Source organism: Salipiger sp. PrR002 (assembly GCF_010500775.1).
Lineage (GTDB): Bacteria > Pseudomonadota > Alphaproteobacteria > Rhodobacterales > Rhodobacteraceae > Salipiger.
On record NZ_JAAGOU010000017.1, the window covers coordinates 51048 to 73613 of the forward strand.

At 64.3% G+C, this 22566-nt stretch carries 25 protein-coding genes; 16 read left to right on the forward strand and 9 right to left on the reverse strand.

The genetic code is table 11. The features are described 5' to 3' along the window. Positions 1 to 4: 4 nt before the first annotated feature. The 5 genes from G0A00_RS26825 to G0A00_RS16810 all read left to right on the forward strand — a co-directional run bounded on the left by G0A00_RS26825 (position 5) and on the right by G0A00_RS16810 (position 4966). The gene (locus G0A00_RS26825) at positions 5 to 1000 is read left to right on the forward strand and encodes a flagellar motor protein MotB (protein WP_164180794.1); all 996 of its coding nucleotides are present in this window, start codon (positions 5 to 7) and stop codon (positions 998 to 1000) included. A gap of 378 nt (positions 1001 to 1378) precedes the next feature. Beyond that, positions 1379 to 2104, forward strand: a complete 726-nt coding sequence (locus tag G0A00_RS16795; protein ID WP_164180795.1) for a hypothetical protein — start codon at positions 1379 to 1381, stop codon at positions 2102 to 2104. A 76-nt stretch (positions 2105 to 2180) separates the two neighbouring features. Then, the gene (locus G0A00_RS16800) at positions 2181 to 2930 is read left to right on the forward strand and encodes a sigma-70 family RNA polymerase sigma factor (RefSeq protein WP_066111122.1); all 750 of its coding nucleotides are present in this window, start codon (positions 2181 to 2183) and stop codon (positions 2928 to 2930) included. Next, positions 2927 to 4276, forward strand: coding sequence for a flagellar hook-length control protein FliK (locus G0A00_RS16805; RefSeq protein WP_164180796.1), 1350 nt, complete (start codon positions 2927 to 2929; stop codon positions 4274 to 4276). Before G0A00_RS16800 ends, G0A00_RS16805 begins: the two co-directional genes overlap by 4 nt. 15 nt (positions 4277 to 4291) lie before the next feature. Continuing rightward, positions 4292 to 4966: a flagellar hook assembly protein FlgD gene (locus G0A00_RS16810; protein WP_164180797.1), complete on the forward strand. Its 675-nt coding sequence runs from the start codon at positions 4292 to 4294 to the stop codon at positions 4964 to 4966. A 21-nt stretch (positions 4967 to 4987) separates the two neighbouring features. Here the strand turns inward: G0A00_RS16810 and G0A00_RS16815 are convergent, their stop codons facing one another. The 5 genes from G0A00_RS16815 to flgF form a co-directional block, all read right to left on the reverse strand. Continuing rightward, a complete protein-coding gene (locus G0A00_RS16815; protein ID WP_164180799.1) occupies positions 4988 to 5629 on the reverse strand; it encodes a hypothetical protein in 642 nt (213 codons plus the stop codon). Between the two features lie 97 nt (positions 5630 to 5726). Beyond that, entirely contained in the window at positions 5727 to 6491 is a 765-nt protein-coding gene (locus G0A00_RS16820; RefSeq protein ID WP_164180801.1) for a flagellar basal body L-ring protein FlgH, read from the reverse strand. After that, positions 6488 to 7171, reverse strand: a complete 684-nt coding sequence (gene flgA, locus G0A00_RS16825) for a flagellar basal body P-ring formation chaperone FlgA (protein WP_164180803.1) — start codon at positions 7169 to 7171, stop codon at positions 6488 to 6490. The genes G0A00_RS16820 and flgA overlap by 4 nt, the downstream gene beginning before the upstream one ends. 3 nt (positions 7172 to 7174) lie before the next feature. Continuing rightward, positions 7175 to 7960 (reverse strand): flagellar basal-body rod protein FlgG, encoded by a 786-nt coding sequence (gene flgG / locus G0A00_RS16830; protein WP_164180805.1) that lies wholly within the window; start codon positions 7958 to 7960, stop codon positions 7175 to 7177. Positions 7961 to 7973: 13 nt separating this feature from the next. After that, a complete protein-coding gene (gene flgF / locus G0A00_RS16835; protein WP_164180807.1) occupies positions 7974 to 8720 on the reverse strand; it encodes a flagellar basal-body rod protein FlgF in 747 nt (248 codons plus the stop codon). Between the two features lie 144 nt (positions 8721 to 8864). Here flgF and G0A00_RS16840 point away from each other — a divergent pair, with 144 nt between their 5' ends. The 4 genes from G0A00_RS16840 to G0A00_RS16855 all read left to right on the forward strand — a co-directional run bounded on the left by G0A00_RS16840 (position 8865) and on the right by G0A00_RS16855 (position 14628). Continuing rightward, positions 8865 to 10670 (forward strand): hypothetical protein, encoded by a 1806-nt coding sequence (locus G0A00_RS16840; RefSeq protein WP_164180809.1) that lies wholly within the window; start codon positions 8865 to 8867, stop codon positions 10668 to 10670. Positions 10671 to 10814: 144 nt separating this feature from the next. Continuing rightward, on the forward strand, positions 10815 to 12116 hold the full coding sequence (locus G0A00_RS16845; protein ID WP_164180811.1) for a flagellar hook protein FlgE: 1302 nt from the start codon (positions 10815 to 10817) through the stop codon (positions 12114 to 12116). Between the two features lie 23 nt (positions 12117 to 12139). Next, positions 12140 to 13552, forward strand: coding sequence for a flagellar hook-associated protein FlgK (flgK, locus tag G0A00_RS16850; protein WP_164180813.1), 1413 nt, complete (start codon positions 12140 to 12142; stop codon positions 13550 to 13552). Positions 13553 to 13566: 14 nt separating this feature from the next. Then, positions 13567 to 14628, forward strand: a complete 1062-nt coding sequence (locus tag G0A00_RS16855; protein WP_164180814.1) for a flagellin — start codon at positions 13567 to 13569, stop codon at positions 14626 to 14628. Here G0A00_RS16855 and G0A00_RS16860 read toward each other — a convergent pair. Then, entirely contained in the window at positions 14593 to 15357 is a 765-nt protein-coding gene (locus G0A00_RS16860; protein ID WP_066111145.1) for a response regulator transcription factor, read from the reverse strand. The two genes, G0A00_RS16855 and G0A00_RS16860, sit on opposite strands and share 36 nt — an antisense overlap. Before the next feature lie 199 nt (positions 15358 to 15556). Between G0A00_RS16860 and G0A00_RS16865 the strand changes: the two genes are divergently transcribed. The 7 genes from G0A00_RS16865 to G0A00_RS16895 all read left to right on the forward strand — a co-directional run bounded on the left by G0A00_RS16865 (position 15557) and on the right by G0A00_RS16895 (position 20259). Next, on the forward strand, positions 15557 to 16669 hold the full coding sequence (locus tag G0A00_RS16865; RefSeq protein WP_164180815.1) for a flagellar basal body P-ring protein FlgI: 1113 nt from the start codon (positions 15557 to 15559) through the stop codon (positions 16667 to 16669). 12 nt (positions 16670 to 16681) lie between these two features. After that, positions 16682 to 17002, forward strand: coding sequence for a rod-binding protein (locus tag G0A00_RS16870; protein WP_235952984.1), 321 nt, complete (start codon positions 16682 to 16684; stop codon positions 17000 to 17002). Further along, the gene (locus G0A00_RS16875; protein WP_164180816.1) at positions 16999 to 17409 is read left to right on the forward strand and encodes a flagellar protein FlgN; all 411 of its coding nucleotides are present in this window, start codon (positions 16999 to 17001) and stop codon (positions 17407 to 17409) included. Before G0A00_RS16870 ends, G0A00_RS16875 begins: the two co-directional genes overlap by 4 nt. 112 nt (positions 17410 to 17521) lie before the next feature. Next, positions 17522 to 18460 carry a flagellin gene (locus G0A00_RS16880; RefSeq protein WP_164180817.1) on the forward strand — a complete coding sequence of 313 codons (939 nt, stop codon included), beginning with the start codon at positions 17522 to 17524 and terminating at the stop codon, positions 18458 to 18460. Between the two features lie 140 nt (positions 18461 to 18600). Beyond that, positions 18601 to 19038: a flagellar biosynthesis regulator FlaF gene (locus G0A00_RS16885; RefSeq protein WP_066111477.1), complete on the forward strand. Its 438-nt coding sequence runs from the start codon at positions 18601 to 18603 to the stop codon at positions 19036 to 19038. Further along, complete coding sequence (locus G0A00_RS16890; RefSeq protein WP_164180818.1) at positions 19007 to 19441, forward strand: flagellar biosynthesis repressor FlbT; 435 nt, start codon at positions 19007 to 19009, stop codon at positions 19439 to 19441. Before G0A00_RS16885 ends, G0A00_RS16890 begins: the two co-directional genes overlap by 32 nt. Beyond that, positions 19438 to 20259, forward strand: coding sequence for a DUF1217 domain-containing protein (locus G0A00_RS16895; protein WP_164180819.1), 822 nt, complete (start codon positions 19438 to 19440; stop codon positions 20257 to 20259). The genes G0A00_RS16890 and G0A00_RS16895 overlap by 4 nt, the downstream gene beginning before the upstream one ends. 54 nt (positions 20260 to 20313) lie before the next feature. Here the strand turns inward: G0A00_RS16895 and G0A00_RS16900 are convergent, their stop codons facing one another. From G0A00_RS16900 to G0A00_RS16910, 3 genes are read right to left on the reverse strand one after another with little or no spacing between them, the layout of a single operon-like run. Next, positions 20314 to 21363, reverse strand: a complete 1050-nt coding sequence (locus G0A00_RS16900) for a flagellar motor switch protein FliG (RefSeq protein ID WP_164180820.1) — start codon at positions 21361 to 21363, stop codon at positions 20314 to 20316. 21 nt (positions 21364 to 21384) lie between these two features. Then, positions 21385 to 22236, reverse strand: coding sequence for a flagellar type III secretion system pore protein FliP (gene fliP / locus G0A00_RS16905; protein ID WP_164180822.1), 852 nt, complete (start codon positions 22234 to 22236; stop codon positions 21385 to 21387). Then, positions 22233 to 22565 carry a FliM/FliN family flagellar motor switch protein gene (locus tag G0A00_RS16910; RefSeq protein ID WP_235952986.1) on the reverse strand — a complete coding sequence of 111 codons (333 nt, stop codon included), beginning with the start codon at positions 22563 to 22565 and terminating at the stop codon, positions 22233 to 22235. The genes fliP and G0A00_RS16910 overlap by 4 nt, the downstream gene beginning before the upstream one ends. Between the last annotated feature and the right edge of the window lies 1 nt (position 22566).

Genomic DNA, 22566 nt, shown 5'->3' on the forward strand with positions numbered 1-22566 from the left:
CACCATGGCAGGCAGGAACGAGCAAGCGATCATCATCAAGAAGGTCGAGGAGAGTGGCGGTCACGGCCATCACGGCGGCGCATGGAAAGTGGCTTACGCCGACTTCATGACCGCGATGATGGCGTTTTTCCTGCTGCTCTGGATCCTCGCCGCGTCTGATGAGGAAAAGCTGCGCGGGCTTGCCGACTACTTTACGCCCAGCCTGTCCGAGGCCGGAGGCCGGGGTGAGGGCCTGCTCGACGGTATGGTGCTCGCCGAGGATGGCGTGATGAGCGGTACCGACGGGCCGCATACGCCGGTGCAACTGCCCAGCTTCGGGCAAGAGAACCCGCTGGCGGTCTTCGACAGCCGATTGCGCGACGTGGACTCGCAGGTGGTGGTCGAGTTTGACAGCCGCCCCAAGGGCGAGCAGGACAGCCAGACGATCAACACCGGCGAAAACGGCGTCGCCGATGGCGTGGCCGCAGCGCAGGCTGCCGCCGATGCCGCCGAAGCAGAGCGCGCCGAGCAGGACTGGCAGGAGACTCAGGATCGGCTCGAGGAAACCATCACCGATCGCGTCGCCGAAGACCCGCAGCTTCAGGCGCTGCAGGACAACCTGCTGTTCGAGCGCAGCGCCGATGGGCTCGAGATCCAGATCGTCGACAAGAACAGCAGCTCGATGTTCGCCACCGGCAGTTCGCGGATCGAGGCGCGCACGCGTGATCTGCTGCGGATCGTGGCCGAGGCCATCGTCGATCTGCCCAATGAGATCACCATTTCGGGGCACACCGACTCGGTGCCCTACACCCGCGCGGGCACCTATTCGAACTGGGAGCTTTCCGCCGACCGCGCCAATGCCACCCGCCGCGTGCTGGTCGACACCGGCGTGAATCCGGCGCGGATCAGCCGGATCTCGGGCCTTGCGGACACTGCGCCGCTTGATGGCGAACACCCGGACGCCCCGGAGAATCGCCGCATCAGCGTCACATTGCAGTATCCCGCCGCGGCGCAGCCTTAATCCTCTGGGCGAGCACCCCAAGACGGCGCAATTTTTCACCATATCTAGTGTTCGATTTGCAGCACTACGCCGCATATCCACACGTAATTTCCGATATGTTAAGAAAACTCCGAGGGTGTGGAAAGCGCTAACATCGGCGAAATCCCCTTTCCATTTGATCAAGAATCGCGCAATTACAGCGCCTTAATGCAGCCCTCCCACCATCCGCATGTAGAGTCTGAGAAGGTCAAGAGACCTATATCTAGCGGCTTGGTTAACATTTGGTGGGTATCCGGAAATCTTCTCAAAACCTAATGTGAACCTGGGGAAAGACTCACTGGGGCACGGGTAACGATCATGCGTAGTGGCGATGTACTTACACTTATCTGGCGGGACGGCGTGTCTCTGCCAGCCAAGAGCTATGGTGCGCGCTTTCAGGCGGCCTTCACCGCGATCCTGCCGGTTCGCGTGGCGGTGCTGCAGGCGGGTGGCGCATGCACGCGCCCGCTGGTGATGGCGGATGAGCTTGAGCTTGCGCCCGCGCTTCCGCTGGGGGATGTGCTGGTCGAAGAGCTGCCGATCGAGCTGCCCTATGGCACGATGATCGTGATGCTGCCCGAAGGATCTCGGTCCTTTTCGGAGCAGTTGGGTGAAGCTGTGGGCGAGGCGCTGCTGCTGGCGCAAAGCCTTGGCGGCGTGCCCATGGAGCATGAGACCGACGCGCTTTACCTGATGGCGCATGCGGCGGCGCGCCGTGCCGCCGCGCTGCGGCTGGAAGGGCACCGCGTGGATGCGCAGCGCTTCAGCATTGGTCTGGGCCGCTGCCTGGGACGTCATTGGCTGGCGGACCGTCGCTCGCTGCTGCCCGATCCCGCGCTGTTCGCGCGACCGGATTTCCTTTGGCAGCGTCAACTGTCCGTCTATCTCGCCGATCTGGACCCCGGCTTTTCGGCACCGGATCCGTTCGATGTCCCGGCGGATCTGCTGCAGGTGTCCGACGCGCCGCTGCGTCTTGCCGACTGGGCCGGGCGCACCGAGACCATGCTGCGCGCGGTGATGGGAGCCCCCGAGCGCGAAGATGTGCCGTTGCAGAGCAGCCTCGCGACCCGGTTTAACCTTCAATAAATCATTATATTCTTCCGCCGGTTGAAGAACTGTGGTTACTTATTCTTGCAGGCAAGAATGAGTTGGGCGTTTCTTCATGATGTCCATGACGTACCAGGCGGCGATGCGCGAGCCGTTCCTCGATGTAGAGCAGGAACGCAGCGCAATCTGCAGCTGGCAGGATAGCGGAGACCGGAAGGCTCTGGAGGTGCTGCTGCGCTCTCACGCGCGGCAGGCGTGGTCTCAGGCCGCGCGCTTCACCGACAACCCGGTGCATCTGGAGGATCTCGCTGCGGAAGGGATGCTGGGGCTGATCAAGGCCGCCGATTGCTTTGACCGCAAGCAGGAGGTGCGTTTCTCGACCTATGCGGCATGGTGGGTGATGAATGGCATCTCAAGCGCTCTGTCGCGGATCAAGGCGGTGATCGATATCCCGGCACGCACCTTTCTCGATGCGCATTCCGGTCGTTTGCCGGAAGAAGAGCGTGCGCTCATCCGGCTTGCAACGCAGGGTATGGTGGCGCTCGATGGTGGCGACGATGACGAAGACCAGCGCCCGCGCGACATCCTCGTCTCCGCCGAACTGGGGCCGGAAGACCTTGTCTCGCAGCAAAGCGAGCGGGCGATGCTGACCCGGCTTCTGGCAGATGCTCTGGCCCCGATGACCCCGGAAGAGGCCGAGGTGATCCGCCGCCGCCGCCTGCAACCTGATCCGGAACCTTTCGGCAGCATTGCGCGCGATCTCGGCGTGTCGCAGGACCGGCTGCGGCAGGTGGAAAAGCGCGCGATGCTGAGGCTGCGCCGCAATCTTATTGACCGGGGTTTTTCACGGAACGTTTTGTCATGATCAATTTGCTCAGTGCCATCGGCGTGGCGACGCCCACCGATGCCACGAACACGGCTCAGGAAGCTGAGGCGGAAACACCCTTTGCCGGGCTGCTTGCGCTGCTCGGCGGAGAGGCGGCGACGGAAGGGGAGCAGGCCGAGGAGAGCGCGCTGTCCGATCTTCTGGCCGAGACCGAGGCGGCTCTGGCCGATCCCGATCTGAGCGACGCCGAGATCGCCGACATCCTTGCGCCGCTTCTTGCGCGCCTCGGGGCTGAGATGGCAGCGAACCCGGCGCTGATGGCGCGGGTCGAGGCCATGGTGGCCGACCTTGGCGATGCGCAGGCCGAGACCCTTGAGGCAAGTACCGAGACCGAAGAGACCGAGACGCCGTGGCGGCAGCTCGCGGAGGGCGTGTCGGACCTGCAGGATCTGCTCGACGTCTCCGAAGAGATCGAGGGCGACGGCGCGGAGCTTGCTGCGCTGCTGAGCCACGTTCTGGATGTGGCAGCGGAGATGACGCAGGAGGTTGCGCGGCCCTTCAGCCCGGTCCTCGTGGGGCTCGACCAACTGGTCGCATCACCGCTGCGCGGCGCGGGGATGGTTCAAGGCACCGATGCGCCGCAGGCGGCGGCGGATCTGACCGACCTGGCCACGGAGCAATTGCAGGACACGCAGGCGGACACAAATGCCGAAACCGGGGAGCAGGGGGCAGAGACCGGCACTGAGGACGCCCCGGAGTTTGGCACGGACACGCAACGTGCGGCGCAAGCCTCTGCCGCCGCCTTCACGCCCGCCGCTCTGAGCGGTGGGGACGCGCAGGTACAGGTGGCGCAAAGCACGACACTGCAGGGGCAGGCCACGCCTTTGGCCCCGGTGTCGGCCATGCCGATCGCCGCGAGCGCCATGGCGGCCTCGCAGCTTGCCGGAAACGCACCGCAAATGGCGGCGCCGCAAGGGCAGGAGATCATGGGCCAGATCCGCGCCAACCTGCGCGACGATGGACAGATCAAGGTCGAGCTGAAACCCGAAGGACTGGGCAAGGTCGAGATCTCGCTCGGACCGGATGAGGCAGGCAAGATGCAGGTGGTCGTGCGGGCCGATCAGGCGGCGGTGCTGTCGGCGCTGCGCGCGGACCGTGACGGGCTGGTCGCCATGCTGCGCGACGCCGGGCACGCGGTGGAGGATGGCGCGCTCAGCTTCTCCGACCTTGGCGGCGATACCGGCGCGCAGGGCGGAGCCAGCGGCGGGTCCGACAGCGGCTTTATCACTTACGGGACCGCGGGCGACGAGGCCTCGGGCCTTGCCGGGGCGGCACAGACAGAAACCCTCCGCCTGCCCGAGGGCAGCGTGGACATCAGGATTTGACGGGGACGGTTCACCATGGCGATTGATCCATTCGGCACGACCACCACAAGCACCACGACGACCTCGGCAAGCTCCTCGATGAGCCAGCTTTCCGAGGACTACGAGAGCTTTATCACCCTGCTGACCGCGCAGATCGAGAACCAGAACCCGCTCGAGCCGATGGACAGCACGACGTTCATCTCGCAGCTGGCGCAGCTCAGTCAGGTCGAACAGTCGGTGGCGACGAACTCGAACCTCGAAGGCATCGCCTCGCAGCTGGCGTCCATGGGCGCGATCACCGGGCTTTCGCTGATCGGGCGCTCGGTGGTGGCGGCGACCGATGAGGTGACGCTGGAGAGCGATGGCGCTTCGGCGGAACTTTCTTATGCGCTGGCATCGGACGCCGCGAGCGTGACGATGACGATCACCGCCGAGGATGGCACCGTGCTGCGGACCTACACCGGGCTCGAGACCTCATCGGCCGAGCGCCAGACCGTCACTTGGGATGGGATGGATTACGAAGGTCTGCCGCTGCCCGCGGGCAGCTATACGGTGAGCGTCGAGGCGCTGGACACTGATGGCAACACTATCGCTTCGCAGACCTACGCGCCGGCGAAAGTCGCCAGCATGACCTATGAAGACGGGCTCGCCACGCTCCATCTGGAGAATGGCGACACCGTGCTTGCGGGGGCTGTGGAAGAAATCCTCTGATGTGGCGCGCGCTCCGGACCGTCAGGTCCGGGGCACGTCGGCCTTCACCAAAGACAGGAAGAGGACTTCGGAGACATCGTCGCCGAAGTCCTTTTTCAGATCTGCGGACAGGGCTTTCGACAACTCGCCGGTGTCGATGTTCACACCCTTCATCGTCGGGCCGTCGGCGGCGCGGTGCATCGAGGTCAGGATCGCGTCGCGCAGTCGCGAGGCGTTCTCGGCCACATTGAAGGTGACGGCGGTCTGGCTGTCACGCATGGCAACGCCGACTTCCGAAACCACATAGGTGATGCTCTCGGCGCGGTAGACCGGCACGCTGATCTTGCCCAGCGTCACGACGCTGGAATCGCCCAGACGATCCTCGGTCAGCACGCCCGGCGGCGTTTCGGCCTCGGCCTTGATCTCGGTTTCCCGATGCGTGCCATTGTCGGCGTGCTCATTGTGCTGCGGCGTTCCGATCGCGCCGCCATCCTCGGGCGAGGTGGCGTGAGCGGGGGCCTTTGTCGCGAGATCGTCGAGGATCTGCTCGGCCTCGGAAGGCCCGGCTTCTGCCGTCTGCTCTTCCTGCGGATGCGCAGCGGGGGCCAGAGCTTGTCCGGCACCATAGCCCACGGCCCCAAAAATAAGGGGCAGCGCGGCCAGGGCGATGTATGATTTCTTCATAACGAAGTCCCGCAGTTTCTACTGTCAGGGTCCGGTATGGCCGACGATTCGGGCGAGAGTTTTCTCAAATAGCGGCGATAATCCGGCCACTTCGCACTCAATACGGCAGGATTACGTCCATGACGTCTTCGCCATAGCCGCGCGTCTGCTGACGGCTGACCGAGCCCCGACCGCCATAAGAGATGCGCGCTTCGGCGATCTTGTCGTAGGGGATGGCGTTGGTGCGGTCGATGTCCTGCGGGCGGATGATGCCGGTCACGCGCAGTTCGCGCAGCTCTTCGTTGACCTTCACCTCCTGCCGACCCGCGACAACGAAATTGCCGTTCGGCAGTTCCTGCACCACCAGCGCGGCCATGCGCAGGTTGATGGTCTCTTCGCGGTCGATCGAGCCAGAACCAGAGGCGCCGGTGGTCGAGGTGATGTCCACGATATTATCGCCGGAGGGCAGATCCTCGGGGCCGACGCCGGGCAGGATTTTGTCGATCTGCGTGCCGTAGCCAAAGAAGCTGGGGAAGCCCAATGTCGAGCCGCCCGTGCGGGTCCGGTCCGACTCGTTGCTCAGCGAGGCCTCGTCCTCGATTTCGACGAGGATGGTGAGGATGTCGCCGATCTGCGTCGCGCGCTGATCGCCGAAGAAGCCGGACGAGCCGCGCTCCCACAGCGAGGCACCCTCGGCACGGTAGGGGATGCGGTCGGGCTTGGGCGGCGGCATCGGGATGTTGACGCTGCGCGCCTCGGCCAGCGTCTGCGGATCCAGTCCGACCCGGCTCACTTCGGGGTCACGGTCGAAAGCGGGGCTGCCGCAGCCAGCCAGAAGGCCAAGCGCGGAAACGGCCATCAGGCCATGGCGAAGCGGGGTCATCGGATCACCTCCACGAGCCCCTCTTGGCGCGCGACGGCGACGAGAGGGGTGTTGCTGACGAGATTGACGATGCGCACATCCTGCCCGCGATGGGCATCGGTGAGCGCGCGGCCGGGGGCGGTGACCACCAAACGACCGTCGTCATAGAGAATATTCACCTTGTCGCCGCGGCCGATGACCAGCGGCTGCATCACCGATTGGGTCATCACCGGTCGGCCCTGCGCCAGCATCCGGCGCACCTGCATCCCGGCCAGCCCGTCAGGGTTGGTCACGGTGAAGGCGCCGACACGGCTCAGCGGCATGTCCACGATCTTGATGTCGGCCTCGGTGATCAGCTCGCCCGGCATCAGGCGGCGGATCGGCACCGGCAGGCTTTGGGTGGCGACGACGAAGCCCTGCAGCCGGTGCGTGACACCTTCATCGGTGACCGCATTGGCGAGGAACTGGCCGCTGTCCCGATCCATCCAGAAGGCCGAGATCATCTCGGCGTCTTCGATCTGCGCGCCTTTGAAGCGCACCCGCAGGTCTGCCGCCGCGGGCAGCGCTTCGGCCCAGCTCATCCGGGCCTGCTCTTCGATGAGCACCGCAGGGTCTTCGGCTTGCGCGGCGAGCGGTGCCAGCACGAGCGCGACCAGAAGCGAGGCGAGGTGCAGAACGGGGCGCAGAACGAGGCGGGCCATGGCTTACCTGATCTGGTTGGCCGCAGACATCATCTGATCGGCGGTCTCGATAGCCTTGGAGTTCATCTCATAGGCGCGCTGCGCCTGAATGAGGTCGGTGATCTGCCTGATGATGTCGACGTTCGAGCTTTCCAGATAGCCCTGACGCAGGATGCCGACGCCCTCGTCGCCCGGCACCGCCGGGATCGGATCGCCCGAGGCGACGGTGGCCTCCAGCAGGTTGTTGCCCAGCGGGCGCATGCCTGCGTCGTTGACGAAGGTCGTCAGCGTCAGCTGCCCAACCTCGACCGGGATGGTGTCATCGCCGACATAGGCGCTGACGATGCCGGTCTCGCTGACCGAAATCGACACGGTGTCATCGGGCAGCACGACGCCGGGGTCGATCTCGAACCCCTGCTCGTTGACGATCTGCCCCTCGGCGGACAGGCGGAACGAGCCGTCGCGGGTATAGGCCTGCGTGCCGTCGGGCATATTCACGGTGAAATAGCCGCGTCCGTCGATCGCCATATCGAGCTGGTTCTCGGTCTGCGCCAGCCCGCCTTGGGTGTTCAGACGAACCGTGCCCGCGGTGCGCACACCAAGACCGATGTCGAGGCCGGTGGGGCGGGTGTTGCCCTCTTCGGCGGTCACCGCGCCTTCGCGCGTGACGTTCTCGTAGATGAGGTCGGTGAAGCTGGCGCGCGACGCCTTGAAGCCCGTGGTGTTGGCGTTGGCGATATTGTTGGAGATGACGTCGACGTTGGTCTGCTGCGCCATCATGCCGGTTGCGGCGATCCCGAGTGCCTTCATGATCGTCCCTTCCTCAGCTGTTCCGGATCCGGGTCAGCATTTCCTTTTTCAACTCGTCATCCTGCTGCACCAAGTTCAGCGATTGCTGATAGGCCTGCTGGATCTCGATCAGCCGGGTCACCTCGGTCACCGCCTGAACATTGCTCATCTCGACCGCGCCTTGGATCACCCGCGTGTTGGTCTCATCGGCGAGCAGCTGGGCATTGCCATCCTGCGGCACGAACATGCCGCCACCAGAACGGCCAAGGCTCTGGCGGTCAGGCAGGGTGAAGACGCCGACCTGCCCCAGCACCGCGCCCTCGGCGTCCGAGATCACCCCGTCGTCCGAGATGCTGACGGTCGAGGCCTGATCGGGGGGCAGCACCATCGGAGCGCCGCCCGCATCGAGGATCTGCGCGCCGCTGGCGGTGATCACCCGCCCCTGCGCATCCAGTATAAGGGCGCCGTCACGCCCGAAGGCCGTGTCGCCCTGCGGCGTTTCATAGGCGAACCAGCCCTCACCGCTGAGCGCGAGGTCAAGCGTATTGCCGGTGGGCATCACCGCGCCCGAGCTGTTGTCCACGTAGGATCCGCGGTCGAGCACGTAGTTCGTGCCTTCTCCGGCCAGCGCCGCGTCGTCTTTCTGCAGATAGGTTTCGAACAGCACACGCTCGGCCTTGAAGCCGGTGGAATTGGCATTGGCGATGTTGTTCGACGTCACGTCCATCTGCCGCTCGAGCGCGGTCAGCCGGGAAAGCGCGACATAAATCGAATTATCCATGCAAATTGCCTATTAATGTTTGCGTGACCATTCTTTTCTTGCTGATGATGCGGCGTTTGCTAAGATAACGCAAGCATAATGATGACCAGACAGGCGTAAGTGGTGAGCTATTCTTGTGCATTCGTGGGGAAACATGCGGCCGTAATGGCCCTGCTTCTTTGCGCCTGCCCGGTGCTCGCCGAGCGGGGCGGACCCGAGCAGGTCGCGCAGTTCACCCATGCGCTGCTTGCCGAGCCACGGGTGATCGACCCTCCGGCGCTCTATCTCGGTCAGCGCCCCGAGCAGCCTTTCCTCGAAGAGCGCGCGCGCCTGATGGATGCGGTGATCGCCGCTGGGGACAGTCAGCCGGAACAGGCCCGCGCCTTGACCGATCTGGCAGAGTTCTTCTTTGCCCATGCGATGTCGCCCGAAGGGCTGTCGGTGCTGCAGGCTGTGGAGGGTGAAGGCGTGCCGCCCGCGCATGAGCTTCGGGCGCGGTCTTTCGAACTGGCGCTGGGGCTGATCGATCCACGTGGCAGGCCACTCACCCAGCGCGCCGCCACTTTGCTCGATCCGGCGCATTCCGGCTGGCCCGACCAGCCGCTGTTTCTTGCCATCTCGCACATTCGCGACGCGGCCTGCGCTGAAGCTGGCCCGCTGCTGCCCGACGCGGTCACGCGGCTGTCGCGCTTTCCGAAGCCCGTGCAGGCGCGCGTTCTGCCGGGCTTTCTGGATTGCGCCATCGAGACCGGGCAATGGCGGCTGGCGCGGGACATCGCCGCCGCTTTCGAGGGCTACCCGGAACTCAAGGGCGGCACTGCCTATCACTTCCTGCTCGGCAAGGTTGCCGAATCCGCCGACCAGCCGCTTGCCGCTTTCGACAGTTACGCGCAGGCGATCGAGGGGCAGGACATCTGGGCGCATCGCGCGCGCCGCGCGCTGATCACGCTGGGGCTGACCAAGGATGCGCTGGCCACCACCGAAGCCATCCGCCTTCTGAAGCTCGAAACCGAGATGTGGCGCGGCGATGCCTCGGAAGGCGACACGCTTGATCAGCTGGCCTCGCTGCAAGTGATCGCCGGGCGGGCCACCGACGCCATCGAGAGCTATGGGCTCATCGTCACGCGCCGCCCCGGCAGCGCGCAGGCCACCGCCGCGCAGCAAAAGGCGCGGGCGCTGATCGAAGAGCTTTACCGCAAGGGCGCTGAGGGAGAGATCCCGCTCGGCCGCTTCATGGCCGATCACGCGCGCATCGCGCGTTACTTCCGCTTTACTCAGAATTTCGCGCTGGCCTCCGAGCAGTTTGCGGACACGTTCCGCAAGGCTGGCGCAACCAAGATAGCCGCCGAAGAATATGCCACCACTCACGACTACCTTACGGCGGCGCAGGACCTGGGCATCACCACCGCAGACGAGGGGCAATTATCGCGCCTCAAGGTGAAAGAAGCCGAGACCCTGCTGGCGGGCGGCCAGTTCGAGGCCCTCGGGACGCTGCTTTTGCAGCCGATCACCTTGACGGATCCGGATTTGAAGACCCGCTTCGATCTGGTTTCGGCCCGCTATTTCGATGAGACCGGCCAGACCGCCGAACTGCTGGACAGCAGCGGCGGGGCCGGTGAGACGACGCAGATCCTGCGGCTTCAGGCGCTGGCGCATTTCGAGCGCAAGGACTGGCCCGCGGCGGCGGCGGCCTATGAGACGCTGCATGTGCGCGAAGGCAAGGAGATGCCACTGCCCGACGCCATCCGCCTTTTGCTGTCGGAGCATCGCAGCGGGGCGGCGGATCGTGCGGCGGCGCTTGCCAGCGAGTTTCCCAGCCTGACCGAGCTGCCGGGCTGGGCCGAGATCGCCCGCGGGCTGACCACCGATGCACCGGCGCTGCTGCCCCTGCGCGAAGACACGGCGCGGGCGCGGATCGACAAGGCGCAGGAGACGCTGGACGTTCTTCCGGACGTCAACAAACTGAACTGACCGCGCCCCGGCAAGGTCAGGCAAGATTCAGCGACCTCTCGCTGAATTAACACAAGTAAAGATGATTTTAACCATGGTGAAACCCGCGCCTCCTAAGTGATTGGAGAAGATAGGTTCACCTTCGACCAATGGGGCGAGACGGACATGAGTATTTCCAACGCGATGGCGGCCGGCGTCAGCGGCCTGACGGCAAACTCGAACGCGGTCGAGCGCATCTCGAACAACATCGCGAACGCCGACACCATCGGCTATCGCCGCAGCTTTGCGCAGATGGTCACTTCCGGCTCTACCGCGGCCACCGGCGGCACATCGACCGGTGTTTCGACCACGACCATCCACTCCAACAGCACCGAAGGCAGCTACACCGAGACCTCGGTCGGCTCGAACCTGACGATCAACGGCACCGGCTTCTTCGTGGTGAATTCCAACATCGAGACCGGCTATACCACCGGCAATGTGTTCACCCGCGACGGCAGCTTTGCACCGGACGAAGACGGCAACCTTGTGAACGGGCAGGGGCTCTATCTGATGGGCTATGCCTATGACGATTCCGGCAGCCTTGGCACCGTGGACCGTTCGACCTTCGCCGACCTCGAGCCGGTGAACATCGCCAGTGTGGCGATCAATGGCACGGCGACCTCCGAGGTGTCGATCAGCGGCACGCTGCCCTCGCAGGAAACCGGCGTCGATGAGCCGGGCGACGCCTTCACCACCTCGGTCGAATACTACAACTCGCTGGGCGAGGCTGACCGGCTGACGCTGTCCTTCCAGCCCACCGATGTGGACGACACTTGGGAAGTCACCATCTCGGGCACCGACGGCGACTATGGCACCGTCACCATGAGCTTCAACAACAGCGGCGCGAACGCGGGCTCTCCGTCCGGCTATGCAAACGCCACCTCGCTGGCCACGGCGCCCGCCGCCTTTGCCTTCGACGCCGCGACCGGCGAGATGACCCTGACCATCAACAACGGCGACACGCCGCAGCAGCTGACGCTGTCGCTGGGCGCGCCGAACGAGTTCGACGGGCTGACGCAGTTCGCTGGCGACTACACGCCGATGACCGTCGAGGCCGATGGCGCGGAAAGCGGCGTGCTGACCAGCGTCGAGTTCGACGAGAACGGCGATGTCTGGGGCCTGTTCGACAACGGCAACCGCAAGGTTCTCTACTCGGTGCCGCTGGCGACCTTCGCCAATGCCGACGGTCTGGCCACGTCGAACAACTCGACCTTCCAGGTGTCGAACGATTCCGGCGCCTTCTACCTCAGCTCCGCTGGCACCGGCCAGACCGGCACGCTGACCTCTGGCGGGGTCGAGGGATCGAACGTCGACATCGCGCAGGAGCTGACCAGCCTGATCCAGCGCCAGCGCGCCTATTCGTCGAACGCCAAGATCATCACCACCGCCGACGATATGCTGAACGAAACGGTCAACCTCAAACGCTGACGCACGGCAGATAGGATCGCATCATGAGCCTTACCGGGGCACTCAACGCGGCGCGCAGCGGGATGAGCACCACCTCCCGCTGGGCGCAAACGACCTCGAGCAACATTTCCAACGCCAACAACGCCGCGTATTCCCGGCGCACGACGGTGATGGAAAGCAGCGCGACGGGCGGTGTCACGGTCAGCGAGATCACCCGCGCCGTCAGCAGCTCGCTCGACGGCCAGTACCGCGACGAGGTCTCGCGCACCGCCACGCAGGATGCGATCGCCACCGGCCTCTCGCTCTACACCTCGGAGCTCGGGGATACGGAATCCGACAGCACCCTGCTGACCCGGCTCACCGACCTGCAAAGCTCGCTGTCGCTGGCTGCGGCCACGCCCTCGGACAGCGGGTTGCAGCGCGCTGCTGTGACCGACGCGCAGGAACTGGCGGATCAGCTCAACAGCGCTTCGGAAAAGCTCGGCGAGGCCAGCGATACAGCGCTCGACGCGATCAACACCGACGTCGCGGGCATCAACTCGGCGCTGGCCGATCTGGCCGAGATGAACGCACAGATCGCCAGCGGCAAGCTGAGCGACAGCCAAGAGATGGCGCTTGGCGACGAGATGACCGCCAAGCTCGACAGTCTGGCCGAGCAGATGGACTTCACCCTGCGCACCGACTCCAAGGGGCGGGTCGAGATCTTCACCACCGGCGGCACCGCGCTGCTGCAGGGCGAGGTCGCGACCGAGATCAGCTTTGACGCCAGCACCGGCGTGCTCAGTGCGGGCGACGTCGAAATCACGCCGGGCGTCAGCGGCGCGCGCGGGATCTCCGAAGGGTCTCTGGCCGGGAAGATTTCGCTCTATAATGACATTATCCCCGAGATGAGCGCGCAGCTCGACGAGGTGGCGCGCGCTCTGGTGAGTGTGATGGAAGAGGCCGACGCCTCGCTCGGTGCCGGAGATGCGGGCCTGTTCACCGATGCTGGCGCTGCCCTTGGCGATCCGGTCGAAGCGGGGCTGGCTGGCCGCATCGCGGTCAACAGCGCCGTGCTTCCCGAAGAGGGCGGCGCGCTGTGGCGTCTGCGCGACGGCATGGCCGCAACCACCGAGGGCGAGGCCAATGACGCCACGCAGCTCAATGCCTTTATCTCGGCGCTCGACAGCACGACCAGCTTCGACTCCTCGGTCGGGCTCGATGGCAGCGCCACGCTCGCGGGCTACATGTCGTCGCTGATCGCCAGCCAGAACAGCACCCGCGCCAACGCCGAAACGCAGGCCGAATCCTACGCTGCGGGCGCCATGACGGTGCAGGAAACGCGCCTTGGCTTCATGGGCGTCAACGTCGATGACGAGTTGCAGCAGCTGGTCACCATCGAACAGGCCTATGCGGCAAACGCTCAGGTCATGAGCACGGTGCTGAGCATGCTCGACACCCTGATCGAATCCTTCTGATCCCGGAGCCCGCCATGATCTATCTCAGCACCGGCCCTTCGACGCTCTACTCCAGCCTGCTGCGCCGCAATCAGGCCGCCGAACTCAACAACGATTTGGCGCGCGCCGAGCAGGAGCTTTCCACCGGCTACAAGTCGGACATCTACAAGTCGCTCGGGGTCAGCGCCGCAGAGGCGCTCAACCTCAATTCGCAAATCGACAAGGATGAGGCGCAATCCTCGGTGAACACCGTGATGATCTCGCGTCTGGACATGACCAGCCAGTCGCTGAACTCGATGCGCGAGACGGTGCAGGAGGTGCTCGATCTTGCCGTGAGCAGCGTCGACAGCCAGACGGGCACCGCCACCGGGCTGCAGACCGCAGCCAAGGGCGCGCTGGTGTCGCTGATCGCGCAGGCCTCGCAGACCTACGCCGGGCAGCCGCTCTTTTCGGGCACCTCGGGCACCGCAGCGGCGCTGCAGGAATGGAGCACCGCTCAGGACGACACCGGACTTTCGCCGCAAGCGGTGTTCGAAGGCATTCTCTCGGGCGGCCTGACGTCGGTCGCGGATGTCGATGCGGCACTGGCCCAGTTCGACGCGATCTTCTCCGACAGCGCCGCCGATGCGGACACCAATTTCCAGTCGCTGATCTACAATGGTTCGGTCGGCAACGACCAGGCCAGCACCTCGATCGGCGATGGCATCAGTATCACTTACGGCGTTCAGGCCAATGACGAGGCCTTCCGCGAGGTGATCAAGGGGCTGGCGATGCTGGCCACCATGGATCCCTCCGACATCGAGGATGATGCGGCCTATGGCGCGTGGATGACCGAGTCGGTCAGCACGCTCGGCTCGGGCATCAGCGGCCTGCTGGAGAGCGAAACCATGGTGTCATCCTCCTCGGCCCGGATCGAAGCGCAGAACGAGCGCATCGCCGACCGCGCGACCCTGTATAAGAGCCGCCTTCTGGAGCTTGATGGTGTGGATGCCTATGAGGCGGCGAGCAATGTGACGATGCTGCAGACCCAGCTTGAGGCCAGCTACACCGTCACCGCGCGCCTATCCCAGCTGAGCTTTCTGAATTACATGCCCTGATGCGGCGAGGCTGAGGCGGGGGGTCTCGACCTCCCGCACGCTCTCGGCGCCCGGAGCCAGCTTGTAACCGCGGCCGCGGATCGTGCGGATATGCGGATCGCCCGAGGGCGACATCTCTTCGATCTTCTTGCGGATCCGGCAGATGTAGACGTCGATCACCTTGTCGAAGGGCTGATCCTCGGACATGCCATAAACCGCATCATAGATTACAGCCTTCGAAACGACGCGCGGCGCCGCCAGCGCGATCTGTTGGAAGATCGCCAGTTCGCGCTGCGACAGGCGCATCGGGGTGCCCGCCACATCCGGGTCGCGACCATCGAAATGCGCGGTGATGTCGCCGATCTGCACCGAGCCCGCAGCATGGCCATGGAAGCGCCGGGTGATCGCATTGACCCGCGAGCGCAGCTCGGGGCCGGTCAGCGGTCCGACGATATCGTCATCCGCGCCCGCATCCAGTGCTTCCATCGCCGCCTCGGGGTCGCGCTGGTCGCGCAGCACGAGGATGGGATTGCGGCAGCCGGATTTGCGCAGCCGGTAGATGTGCTCGACGGTGCGCGGCTGCTCTGACAGCAAAACCGGCCGGTCGGCGTAACCATCGGTGCTCAGCAGGTCGAGTTCTCGCTCGAAGAAATCATCGCTCACGGCCACCGTCTGCCAATGCGCGGCATCAAGCTCGGACAGCAGCCCGCGGAAGGAATTCGAACGTGGCTCGTAAAGATAGATATGCACACTGCTCTCCCGGTGGGCGGCGGTCACTTATTATCCATGATCGGATACACAGATCATGCTAACAAATTTGCGACTGGTCAAGCAATACACAAGGATAGCATGATTAGTTTGGAAAATAGCGTTGAAGAATTCGCTGTTCCGATGTTTAATCCTTGATATACCGGTCTTCGCAGCCCGCTTCACAGCCGCAGGGAGTTTCATGCGTATCGCAGCCTGTCTTGGCGCCGCCCTCATGGCGCTCTTTGCCGCGCTTCCCGCGGCGTCCGATGTCCGCATCAAGGATATCGCGACCTTCGAGGGCGTGCGGGAAAACCAATTGGTCGGTTACGGGCTCGTGGTCGGCCTCAACGGGACGGGCGACAGCCTGCGCAACAGCCCGTTCACCGAAAAGAGCATCGAAGCGATGCTGGAGCGTTTGGGCGTCGGCAACATGTCGGACGATCAGATCAAGACCAGCAACACCGCCGCCGTCATGGTCACCGCCATGTTGCCGCCCTTCGCCCGCCTCGGCTCGCCGATCGACGTGGTGGTCTCGTCCTTGGGCGACGCGTCCTCGCTGCGCGGCGGCACGCTGATCGTCACCCCGCTCACCGGCGCGGACGGCGAGGTCTACGCCGTGGCGCAAGGGCCGATCGCGGTCGCTGGCTACGCGGCACAGGGCATGGCCGCCTCGGTTGTCGAAGGTGTGCCGACGGTCGCACGGATCGAGAATGGCGCGACGGTGGAAAACGAGATCGAATTCTCGCTGGCGACGCTGGACTCGGTGCGCCTCGCGCTGCGCAATCCCGATTTCACCACCGCCACGCGCATGGCCGATGCGATCAACAAGCGCATGGGCACCAACACCGCCACGGCGCTCGATCCCGGAACGGTCGAAGTGGCGCTTCATGGCGCGGGCAAGGGCGACGTCGCGGGGATCCTGTCGGACGTCGAGAACATCCGAGTCGATCCTGACGCCATCGCCAAAGTGGTGATCGACGCGCGCTCGGGCACCATCGTCATCGGCGAGGACGTGCGGATCGACCGTGTCGCGGTCAGTCAGGGCGGGCTGACGGTGATGGTGCGCGAAGACCCGGAGGTCAGCCAGCCTGACCCGATCACCATCGGCGGCACCACCGTCGTCGTGCCCCGCACAACCGTGGGCGTCGACGAAGCGGAAGCGCATTTCACCATTCTCGAAGGCGCTGACGTCAGCCTTCAGCGGCTCGTCGATGCGCTCAATGCCATTGGCCTCACCGCCACGCAGACGATCTCGATCCTGCAGGCGATCAAGGCCGCGGGCGCGCTGCACGCCGACTTGGAAATCATCTAGGGGAGGGACCCAATGGACGTGAAGACATCCATGGCCGCATTGCAGGTCACCGGCGCGCAGATCGCACAGCCCGGCGCCATCGCGCCGGACGCTCCGGCCAGCGCCGCCAAGGAATTTGAGGCGATGTTCCTCACCGAGATGGTCGACGAGATGCTCAAAGAGGTCGATCTGGGCGACTTCGGTGGCGGCAAGGCCGAAGAGCAATGGCGCTATTTCCTCGCCGAAGCCTTCGGCAAGGAACTGGCCGAACAGGGCGGCGCCGGCATTGCGCGCAACCTAGAACAGGCGATGGCCGCCTATGACGCAACCGCCCGCCGTGGAGGCACCACATGACCGAAATGACCCCCGCCCGCGCCACCGCGCTCGTTGACCGGCTGGCACGGCTGCTGCGCGATGAGATCGCCGCCATCGGCAAGGGTGAACTGGCCCGCGTCGAGGAACTCTTTCCGCGCAAGCAAGAGCTTCTGGCAGAGATCGAAACCGTCTTCGCCGACCCCGAGGCGCTTTTGGAAGGCGAAGATGCGGCCTCGGCCAAGCTGCGCGCGCGCCTTTCAGATCTGCGCAAACTGATTCACAGCGACCTGTCGCTGCTGCAGCGCATGACCGAAGCGACCGGCGCCGTGGCCCGCGAGATCGATCGGATCCGCGAACGCCAAAGTCTGCGCGGTGTTTATGGCAGAGATGGCTCGAAAAAGCCACAATGCGTTACCCAGACGCAACGCTACGACCACTCGGTGTAGCGTTAACTTTGCTTTAACTCCTTGCTCCAATCTCACGTGATACGGTGACCGCACGGCAGGACCGTTTTCGCCAGAAAGGCGAAGAACAACGATAGAAATCGGAGCAGATACAATGTCTTCCATCAATACCAACACAAGCGCGATGAACGCGCTGTCGACGCTGCGCAGCATCAACAAGGACCTCGAGTCCACCCAAAGCCGCATCTCGACCGGCCTCAAAGTTGAGTCGGGCAAAGACAACGCTGCCTACTTCTCGATCTCCGAGACCATGCAGGGCGACAGCTCGGCCTACTCGTCGATCAACGAAGGTCTGACCCTGACCAAGAACTCGGTCGCCACCGCGCGCCTCGGCGCCGAAACGATCCAGGACCTTGCTCAGCAGTTCCTCGACAAAATCTCCTTCGCGCAGGGCGCCGAAGGCGGCCAGACCGAGATCGAGAACGATCTCAACGAGCTGGTCAAGCAAATGGAAACCACGCTCAGCCAGTCGACCTTCAACGGCGACGACATGCTGGCCGCTGGCGACTACGGCACGGCCGCAATCACCGGTGCCGCCGTCGTGGCGACCACTGGCGTGCTGAGCCTTTCGACCAACTTCACGACCGCCAGCGGATCGCGTGACGTCGTGACCGGCATCAGCCGCGCGGGTGGCACCTTCGGCACCACGACCATCTCGGTCTCCGAGCATGACCTCGCGAGCCTCGTTGACGGCTTCAAGACGCTGGCCACCGGCTTCGCAGCAGCCGCCGACAACTCGGCAACTGGCGCGGCCTTCCTCGCCGGCGCTCTGTCCTCGGCAGAAAGCGTGCTGGGTCTGACCACCGATATCGCAACCAAGCTTGGCCAGTCCGAGCAGTCGATCGAGAACCAGCAGGAATTCCTGACGGCGGTTGTCGACAACATCGACAGCGGCATCGGCGCGATGATCGACGCGGACATGGAAGAGGAAGCGGCACGGCTTCAGGCTCTGCAGGTTCAGCAACAGCTGGCCACGCAGTCGCTGTCGATCGCCAACTCCTCGCCGCAGAATATTCTGTCGCTGTTCCAGTAATTTCTCTGGAAGTGACACAACTTCTGATGGCATAATGAGGGGGCGCCACAGGCGCCCCCTTTCCGTCGGAGCATCGGACAAACCGGGCCCGGCTTACAGGTCACCCCGCATATCGTCGGGGGAGCAAAGGCAGGAACGGAATGAGCATCTCCGCATACAAACGCACGATCCGCGAAAGCGAGTCGCCGCGCCAGATCGAAGCCCGGGTCTTCTCGCGCATCACTGGCGCCATGGAACTGCACCGCGACAGTTGGTCCGCCGCAAAGGACCGATCTGCACGCCACGCCATCCTCGCCGATGGCCTGCGCGAGGCCGTCGCCCAGAACCGCAAGCTCTGGGGTCAGCTGCGCGACGATCTGTCCAGCAACCGCAACGCGCTGCCCGAGGCGCTGCGCGCGAACCTTCTGTCGATCTCGCTCTGGGCCGACCGCACCTGCGGCGCGGTGATCGGAGGTGGCGAGGGGCTCGCAGCCCTGATAGATGTGAACCACAGTATTCTTGCCGGGCTCTCTGCCGCGCGTCCGGCCGTGTCAGGGGTGGATCAAGATGGCGCTCAACCTTACGCTAAAACCGTATGAACGGATTGTCGTAAACGGCTGCATGATGCGGAACGGCGGGCGCAAGAGCACGCTGACCATCGAAAACCGCGCCGACATCATCCGTGAGACCGACCTTCTGAAACCGGAGGCCGCCGCCACTCCGGTGCGCGCCGCCTATTTCCTTATCCAGAGCGCGCTGATCTATCCCGAACGCCGCGACAAACTCGCCAGTGCCGCGCAGCAGCAGCTGGCCAAACTGGCCACAGCCTTTGGCACCGAGTTGCGCAGCCATGTGTTCGAAGCCGCCAACAACGTCAGCCAGAGCGAATATTTCGCCGCCCTGCGCCAGCTCCGCCCCCTGATCAAACGCGAAGACGAAGTGCTCGGCCCGCCGCCGGGCAGCGAAGTTTCGGCCGGTGATCAAACGAGGATCTCCACATGATTTCGGTTTACGGCCTGTCCACCAGCCTTGCTCTCCGCATCATCGACAAGACGGAAGACAAGGAAAAGGAGATGATCGAGAGCGAGGCGGAACATCAGCGCGCGATCGAATACTTCATGGAAAACATCGAGAACGTCGAAACCGTCGACGATCTGATGGACGATTACAAACTCTACAGCTTTGTCATGAAAGCCTATGACCTCGAGGATCAGATCTTCGGCAAGGCGATGATGGAGAAGGTTCTCAAGAGCAACATCGAAGACGACGAGGCGCTGGTGAACCGGCTCACCGATGACCGCTTCGAGACCTTCTACAACGCCATGGGCTTCAGCGAAGACGGCATGGCGAACCTCAACACCGTCGACGACGACTGGAAGGCGACCATCGTCGCGGCCTATGTGGACACCACCTATGTGAACTCGAAGGCGGACGACAATGAGGCGCTCGGCACGCTGCTGGAGTTCCGCCGCAAGGCCGCAGAGGTGACCAGCGCCTATGAGATCCTTGCAGATGAGGATTTGGCCGAGTTTGTCCGCACCGCGCTTGGCCTGCCCGACGAGATCGCCAGCGGTGATATCGACAAACAGGCGGCGCTGATCGCGCGGCGCATCGACATCGACCGGCTGGGCGATGCGGATTACGTGGAAAGCCTCGTGCAGAAATACGTGGCGATCACCGACGCCAACGCCGACCTGAGCTCGACCAACGCAGCGGTTCAGCTGATGAGCAGCACCATAAGCAACAGCTCGGGCAGCTTCGTGCCGGTGACCATCGACATCGAAAGCATCCAAGGGTTCAGCGGCTACAAACTGCGCTGACGCAAAGCCGGGCCCGGCGCTGGTCCCGGACCCGCTCTCTCGGAATGACGCGGATCAGTAAACCTCGTCTTCGTCGTCGCCGATCGGCAGACGGATTTGATCCTCGTCCGCCAGTTGGCGCGCATAGTCGAGCATCAGGGTCTGCGCCGCGTTCACGTCGCGGCGGCGCACCGGCCCCATGCTCTCCATCTCTTCGACCAGCATATCCCGCGAGCGCCCCGGCAGAGCGTTGAGGAAGGCATCGCGCGCGTCCTGACTGGCACCGCGCAGCGCGGTGGGCAGCGTGTTGCCGGGCACACCGCGCATGATCCGCGCAAGATCCATCGGCTCGAGCTTCACGAGGTCTTCGAAGGTGAACATCTTGGCCTTGATGGCCATGAACGCATCGGGGATCGTGGCCTCGAGCGCGGGAGCCATCGCGTCGAAGGCACCCCGGTCGAGCTTGTTGAACAGATCGGCCATCCGCTGGTGCTGCTCGGTCGCGGTCGGCTGGGCCCCGGCGTTGATGATGTCGCTCTGCAGCGACTCCTCGATCTGCCGCATCATATGGTGCGGCACCGCTTCCATGCGGATCATCCGCTCGACCACGGAGTTCATCTTCTCCGGCCCAAGGAGCGGCAGCACTTTCGCGGTCACATCCGTGCGCACATTGGTCAGGATCGCCGCGACGGTCTGTTCGTGCTCGCCCTTGAGGTAGTTGGCGATGACATTCTCGGACAGCCCGCTGAAGCGCGCCCAGAGGTCCCGCTCCTTGAGCGGGCCGCGGATGTCCTTGAGGATGCCCTCGACCTGATCGCCGGGCAGCAGCGAGCGGAGCAGGTTCTCGGCCACCGCGAAGGAGCCGACGACCCCGCCGCCGTTGGTCATCCCCTCGACGAAATCGCTCAGCACCTGCTCGACCGTCTCGGAGGAGATCGAGCCAAGGCCCGACATGGCGCGGGTCACGCGCTGGATCTCGTCGTCGTCGAGCTGCTGCATCAGGGCAGAGCCGCGCTTTTCGCCCAGACAAAGGAACAGGATCGCGGCCTTCTGCGGGCCCGACAGCTTGCGCCGCGTCGGGGCAGGGTCGGAGGTGGTGGTGCGTTGCACGTTCGCAGCAGCCATCAGGAGGCTCCAATCATAGGTTTATCCCCCACCAGCGAGGGGCAAATAGCTTTCCATCAAACTTCCGGCCAGCATGTACCAGCCGTCGATCAGCACGAAGAAGATCACCTTGAACGGCAGCGAGATCAGCACCGGCGGCAGCATCATCATGCCCGCGCTCATCAGCACAGAGGCGACGATCAGGTCAATCACCAGAAACGGCAGGTAGATCAGAAAGCCGATCGAGAAGGCCCGCCGCAGTTCAGAGATCATGAAAGAGGGGACAAGTTCGCGCCAGCCGACCGCCTCGGGCGTCGTAGGCACCGGACCCGGCTCCACCGCTGCGCCGCCGGCGTCGCTGCGCGCGGCGTAGTCATGAAACAGCGCCAGATCCTTCTCGCGCGTGTTGACGTACATGAAGGTCTTGAAGGGCGCGCCGATCCGCTCCAGCGCCTGCTCTTCGGTGATCGAGTTCTCCATCAGCGGCCGCACGCCGCCGTCCCACGCGTCCTCGAACACCGGCTGCATGACAAAGAAGGTCATGAACAGCGCCATGGCGGTCAGCACCATATTGGGCGGCGTCTGGTTGAGGCCGAGCGCCGAGCGCAGCATGGAAAAAACGATCACGAAGCGGGTGAAGCTGGTCATGATCACCAGAAGGCCCGGCGCCAGCGACAGTACGGTCATCGCCGCGATCAGCTGGATGATCCGTCCCGACAGCGTTGCCCGCTCGTCCGAGCCCGCCGGGGAGGAACTCAGCGCATCCCCGATCGCGCCCAGAAGGTCCGAGCCAGCCGATTGCGCGTGCACAGAGCCCGCAGCCGCAAGAAACAGCCCCGCCGCCAGAAGCAGGCAGGTCAGCACCGTTCCAAGCTGGCCGCATCGCTGGGTCATTCTTCGGACACGTAATCCTTGACGATCTCGATCAGCGAGACCCCAAGCCGGTCGTCCGGCAGCCGCACCAGATCACCGCGCGCCACGAGGCGCTCGTTGATCATCACCTCGACCGGCTGGCCGATGCTCTTGTCGAGCTCGATGATCGAGCCCCGGCTGAGCTTGAGCAGCTGCGCGATCGGCATCCGGGTCTGGCCCAGCACGATCTGCACATTCAGCCCGACGTTGAGCATCGCGTCGATGCCCTGACTGTCCGCCTTGCCCGGCGCGGGTTTGGGCGCTGCCTCGGCGCCGATCTCTTCCTGCTTGGTCTCTGCCTCGTCAGCCATC